This window comes from Bacillus cereus group sp. N6 (genome assembly GCF_016483705.1).
Taxonomy (GTDB): Bacteria; Bacillota; Bacilli; order Bacillales; family Bacillaceae_G; genus Bacillus_A; species Bacillus_A wiedmannii.
Genome location: NZ_JAEHBI010000101.1, coordinates 1 through 5875 on the forward strand (window position 1 = coordinate 1; position 5875 = coordinate 5875).

Here is a 5875-nt window from a genome sequence, read left to right on the forward strand (position 1 = left end):
CATTATGACAAATGTCACACGCAATCAAATTCTTAATATTTTAGCAGCTTTAGTCACAACAACTTCCGCTGTTTCAGACGGGGGCGGTGTCGGGCCTACAGGTCCAACGGGAGCTACTGGGCCTACAGGCGCAACCGGAGCCACAGGCGTAACGGGAGCTACTGGGCCTACAGGCGCAACCGGAGCTACTGGTGGTACTGGCGGGACTGGGCCGGCTGTCACGAATAATATTTATGTGACTAACTATAACTCTAATAACGTTTCTGTTATTGCGGGTACGCCCAATCATATCATTATGACTATTTCGGTTGGAATTAAACCAGAAGGAATCGATATAAATAAAATTACTAATCGAATTTACGTTGCAAATTTCGGATCCAGTACAGTATCCGTAATAGATGGATCAAACAATGGTGTTATTGCTACTGTATCTGTTGGATCTGGTTCAGCAAGAATAGCAGTAAATGAAGCTACTAATAAAATTTATGTTGTAAATTCCGCATCCGGTACAGTATCCGTAATAGATGGATCAAATAATGGAGTGATTGCTACTGTATCTGCTGGATTGCTTTCACAAGGAATAAGTGTTAATATAGCTACAAATCGTATTTATATTGCTAATCGTGGTGATGGTAGTATGGGTACTACAGTATCTGTAATAGATGGATCAAACAATGGTGTCATTGCTACTATTTCTGTTGGATCTGGTCCAGAAGGAATAAGTGTAGATCAAGAATTAAATTATATTTACGTTGCAAATGCCGGATCCAATACAGTATCCGTAATAGATGGATCAAACAATGGTGTCATTGCTACTATTTCTGTTGGATCTAGGCCAATTGGAATTGCAGTTAAGGAACCACCGATTCTTTAACCTAAAACTATCGATCAAATAACATATTTGATCGATAGTTTTTTAATTTTATTTTTTATACTAGCTACCGATAATGAAACATTATGTCAACCTGACATGAATAAGTATTCATAGCATTTTCCAGCGTTTATAGGTGCACTTATAAATGGAGAAATCAAAAAGGTTTTCTCCTTGTTTTTGGGTGTGAGTGCTGGCTGGGGGTTTGGGGGCTAGCCCCCAGGAACTTAACGTAACTGAATATGGAATAAGCGAATTGTTTAGAACGATGGATCTGGGTGGTTCGGCTGGTACAATTGCTAGTCCAAGTCGAGCAACTTAACCTTGTTTTTGGTCTGTTCGGCTTGGCGAAAGTTAAAAACCAGCCGAAAAAAGTTTTGCAAGGATGGAGCAAAGCCAAAAATACTACCTGTTCCTTTAATAATAGTGATAATAAAGAACAATTACAAAAACCATGTAGATACCTTGATATAACTAGGTTTAATACATTTTTTCGTGACACTTAAATAATCAATAAAGCACATAAGAAAAGACTGTATTAAATTGATACAGTCTAAAAAAATCTAACTGGTAATTTTACTTTTTTATCATTATACAATTGGAGATCTAAACTAAATGTTATCATTTAAAATTTTAATTGCTCAGCTAGTTCATTGATTTATTTTTCCTCCCTTATAGATAATGCCAATGAAGGGTGTTTTTATCCATCCCCTTTTTCAAGGGGATGGGTAAAAACATAGCGCGAAAACTTCTTATTTATAAAAGTTTTTTGTTACTTTTAAAAAATATACGTTTCAAAATATATACAATTAGATTGACATACTTCAAATGTTATTAAGTTGTATTTTTGAAACGAAAAATCCTAGTTTTCTAGCTACGTCAAAAAGTACACTTTATGACGTAGTGTATAAATTCAACTAATTCCCCTATTTTAGGAATTTGGACAAAAGCACCCAATATAGAATAAACCTATTTGCAGGGAAATGAAACATTTGTTAATCTAGAAGCAACAACTTCATTATCAGCAGTTATCCGAACGGGAGTTGCTAAAATATTAAAGGTTTTATTATTATTTACATTTGTTGCAATAAATTCAGATATCTGTTCATTGCAATTTGCATTTTGTTCAATTAGAGTTAATAGCTATGCTTCTTACACAGGTGTAATTGAGATGGTAGGGGTACCATTTTGAGTGAGATAAAAAGAAAAAGCAATCCAGGATGGACTGGATTGCTTTTTTGTATGGAGCGATTGTATAACATAACAGGAGTAATGTACTATATGTAAAGAGTGTTTCGATTATGTTTAAAATCAAAAAGACACCTTCCCGAGTTAAAGATGCCCAAACGAGTTCTAGTGCAAAAAATATAACACTTGTGCAATGAAAGAGAAGGATTCCAGAAATGAATAAATAATAAATATTTCTTAGTGTTGTCCATAAAAGGTATCACATACAAAAAACGTTCTGTTTTTGGTATAAATAACATATACATAAAGAGTACAAGGAAGTCACAAAAATGTCCTATTTTTGTGAAATATGGTATACATATATATTGCAACACTTGTTGATAAAAACAGGTGTACTAACAAGTGTTGCATATCGATATAAGGAAAAATAAAAAGGAATTTGGACTATTTTTGTAAATTTTTGCTTAATATACCAAAAGAAACTTATTATTAATATAATGCGTTTTGAAGGTGATGAGCGTGTAATTAAAATTTTTAAACCTCATGTAGCAATTTCAAACTACAGTCAATAATTATATCACTTAAAAATACGTAGATCGTGAGGACTAACCCCTAAACCTCCAGCCAGGCTCTTACCAAAAAAGAAAAGGATGTATAATCCACATTTTGGTATAAAAACCCAAAATATGGGTTATATTATTGTTGGGGGAAGTAAAACTTTCACGAACTTTCTTATCATTTGCGCACAAAAAGACGAGCATATTCTCGTCTTTTTGTTTTGTATAAAGATTCATGATTAGTTAACATAACGTATCATTATCGGTAGAAAATCCCTTGGCTTCTCCTTACTCTCCCAAGGGTTTTTACTTTTCCACGTATCTACTCTATATACAACATTTCATACATTCCCGTTTTAACAAGCTTTTGGCTTCCCTAGAATTCGTCAAGACTCCCTTTTTTTGCATAAAATCCTGTATAAACATATTTAATTTCTTATGCTTATTCTTGGTATAAAAAACCAAAAATAAGCATAAGAAAAGGTATACAGCACTACATGTTGTATACCTTTTCTTAACTGTTTACACTCTAAACAGTTTAACTAGTATATACGGCCTTCTTACTAGTTGAACCCATTCAGGTGCAAAAGATCACTTTTCTAAGTGATCTTTTGTATTTATAAAAAACTCTATTAATTTCTTTTCATTTCCAAAATTGATACCATTTTTTTTGTTGGGTGGCTATCATTACCTTTTTTGTTTCCTGCATTTCTCGAACATATTGCATAAGTAATTGATCTCGGTCTTCTAATCTATGAAAAATACGTTGCTCATTACGCTGCAATTCTTGTTTAATTTCCGCCAATAATTCTTGTTTCAATTGTGCTCTCTCTGCTTGCCAATCTATATCTACTGAGCGAGGGGTGCTCTGTGGAGTGGGCAAGACTTGTTCTTGCTCACTTATTATCTGTTTAATCGCAGGTTCTAGCTTTTGGCCTTCGCTTTGTAATTCTTTTATTTTTTCTAATATGAGCACGTCCCGCTCTGTAAAAGCTCTACTCTCTTGTTCCCCTTTTGAAAATATATATCCTTGTTTTTCAAGCTCCAAACACCAACGACGTAATGTACTTTTGCCCATTTGTAAACGTTCCGCCACTTCATGATTCCAGTATGCTTTTTCCAACTGAGCACCCCCTGCTTACAATTTAATTCCTGTCTGTTTTTATTCAAGCAAGGGGTGCTCAGTTCCTTTTAAAATGGTTTTCCTTGTTTTTGGGTGTAAGTGCTGGCTGGGGGGGGTGGGGGCTAGCCCCCAGGTTTTACGTATCTATTTCTAAAATAAGTGAAGTTTTCGAACGATAAAATAGGCGGTTCGGCAGGTACAATTGCTTATCCAAGTCGTACTACCCAAATCCTTGTTTTTGGTATGTTCGGCTTGGCGACATGCTAACACCTGCCGAATTTCACTATGCAATAGCAGAAGAGTGGAGATTTTTTGAGCGTTTTTCTCAAAAAATACTACTCGACTATTGTATAGTGAAAAGCCTTTATATATAGAGTGAGAAGAGAGATAGTTTTAAAAATGGTATAAAGGGTTGATATAACTAGGTTTATGACGTTTTTCGTGTGTATCGAAAACAATACACATTCGTATCGAAAACAATACACACGAAAATGAGTAAAAAAATAAGATTGACTAATTGTCAATCTTAAAATAATTTATCTGGTAACTCTTTCAATATTTTCATTTTCATAGCTTTATAAAATATTGCTTTAAGTGCTTCATTTACATTATCTTTATCTCCTGCATAAATAATATGCGGATTTACAAATAATGAATAAGCTTTTGCATTATTTCCTTCAATTCCACTTTCAGCTTTCGCTAATATCCCTTTTTTAACCAAAGAATTTACTGAAAGACTTGTATTCGCTCGTGTTAATCCAATTTTTTTTGCAAGTCCTGAAATATTCAATGGAACTGGATTTTTTGATTTCACATCATCAACAATACAGTTAGAATTAAAAGCAATCGAAGAAACAATATCAATTAAAAATGCTTTTTCTTTAGCTGTAAAATATTCCCTTTCTCTTAAAAATTCATAATTACTTTGCAAAATTTGAGCAAACCTCACTCTCGACTGAGGACTTTTTTTAGTACCTATGTAAAGTTCTTTACCAGTAGCTTTAGCCATAGTTTCCATAGCTTTTTCTAATTCAACTTCTGCAACATCATTATATAACTCTCGAATTTTTTCACTTTCAATTTCTAAATCTCTTTTTCTAGCATTTCTTTCAGCTTGCTCAAAATTAACAATCTTTTCACTCATTTTTCCACTCCTTATTTGTAGAAGGAGTCTATTCAATATGATAGAATAAATACTTAGAATATAATACTCTAAAAAAAGAATAACTCCATTCTGTATATTGATAAAAAACTCCCTTAAGTTTCCTAGGCTTCGAGGGAGTTTTTTATTTTCTACAAGATTTTGTCTATCATTATACCATTTAAATATTGTTTAAAAATAATAGAAAAACATTCCCAAAATTAGTTCTGTATACCAATTTGTTTTATAACTATTATAGAAATTTTGAATATACTCTTTCAAAAACTACGATCATTGGTTTTCTCTTTTACAAACGTAAAAGCAAAAATAAATGCACCAAGTCCAATCACACCTATTAGAATCGCCATCACAAGCCAACCCCATTCAAATGTTTGTGACACTTTTTCATATAACTTGGATACTCCCAATACGTTCCAAATCCCCCACTTTAACCCTGTCACCATAATTACTGCAATCAGAGCATATAACAAGACTTGTACGACAGATACACACACTTCCTCAATTTTCTTTGTCTTGATCCGCATAGTTTGCACTTCATTTGTTTTTTGCTCTATCTGATGTACTTTTTGATAAAAATCCGTAACAAGTCTATCTGTCTTTTTCTCAAAATTCTTCCCAACACTCTCATTCATTTGCTGAAAATAGTGGTTTAGCGTTTCCCTCAAATTATCTCTCAAGGCTTGGTCCGCTTCTTTCAATTGCTCGACTTTGTTGTTCAAGTTCTCGTTGTTTTTTCTGTTCATTCTGCTGACGGAGAGTATTTGCTCGCTCACGAGCTTGTTGTTCTTCTCGATACTTTCGGCTAATTGGTCGATACGCTGTGCAATCAGTTCGTTCTGATGTTCGATCTCCGACATGCGCACCCTGTAATTGATTTGTTCGCTTGTATTCATCACTAATGAATTGTGTTCTTGTTTGACTTTCTCTAATTTGTCGCTCAAAGCCACGTTCAATTCCTCCTATTTCATAGTCAT

Annotated in this window: 6 protein-coding genes; 2 read left to right on the forward strand and 4 right to left on the reverse strand. The window is 33.9% G+C overall.

The genetic code is table 11. The annotated features are described in order from the left end of the window. Together JDS99_RS29585 and JDS99_RS29590 are read left to right on the forward strand one after the other, a co-directional pair. A partial coding sequence (locus JDS99_RS29585; protein ID WP_199696328.1) for a YncE family protein occupies positions 1-874 on the forward strand: 874 nt, incomplete at its 5' end. Positions 875-1844: 970 nt separating this feature from the next. Continuing rightward, on the forward strand, positions 1845-2063 hold the full coding sequence (locus JDS99_RS29590; RefSeq protein ID WP_199696329.1) for a hypothetical protein: 219 nt from the start codon (positions 1845-1847) through the stop codon (positions 2061-2063). 1196 nt (positions 2064-3259) lie between these two features. Here the strand turns inward: JDS99_RS29590 and JDS99_RS29595 are convergent. The 4 genes from JDS99_RS29595 to JDS99_RS31745 all read right to left on the reverse strand — a co-directional run. Next, positions 3260-3739, reverse strand: a complete 480-nt coding sequence (locus JDS99_RS29595; protein WP_199696330.1) for a DUF3967 domain-containing protein — start codon at positions 3737-3739, stop codon at positions 3260-3262. A 526-nt stretch (positions 3740-4265) separates the two neighbouring features. Next, positions 4266-4883, reverse strand: a complete 618-nt coding sequence (locus tag JDS99_RS29600; RefSeq protein ID WP_199696331.1) for a MarR family transcriptional regulator — start codon at positions 4881-4883, stop codon at positions 4266-4268. Between the two features lie 275 nt (positions 4884-5158). Continuing rightward, positions 5159-5578 (reverse strand): hypothetical protein, encoded by a 420-nt coding sequence (locus JDS99_RS31740; RefSeq protein ID WP_206773328.1) that lies wholly within the window; start codon positions 5576-5578, stop codon positions 5159-5161. Further along, positions 5568-5875: hypothetical protein (locus JDS99_RS31745; RefSeq protein WP_206773329.1), on the reverse strand; the 308-nt coding region annotated here is incomplete at its 5' end. The genes JDS99_RS31745 and JDS99_RS31740, both read right to left, overlap by 11 nt.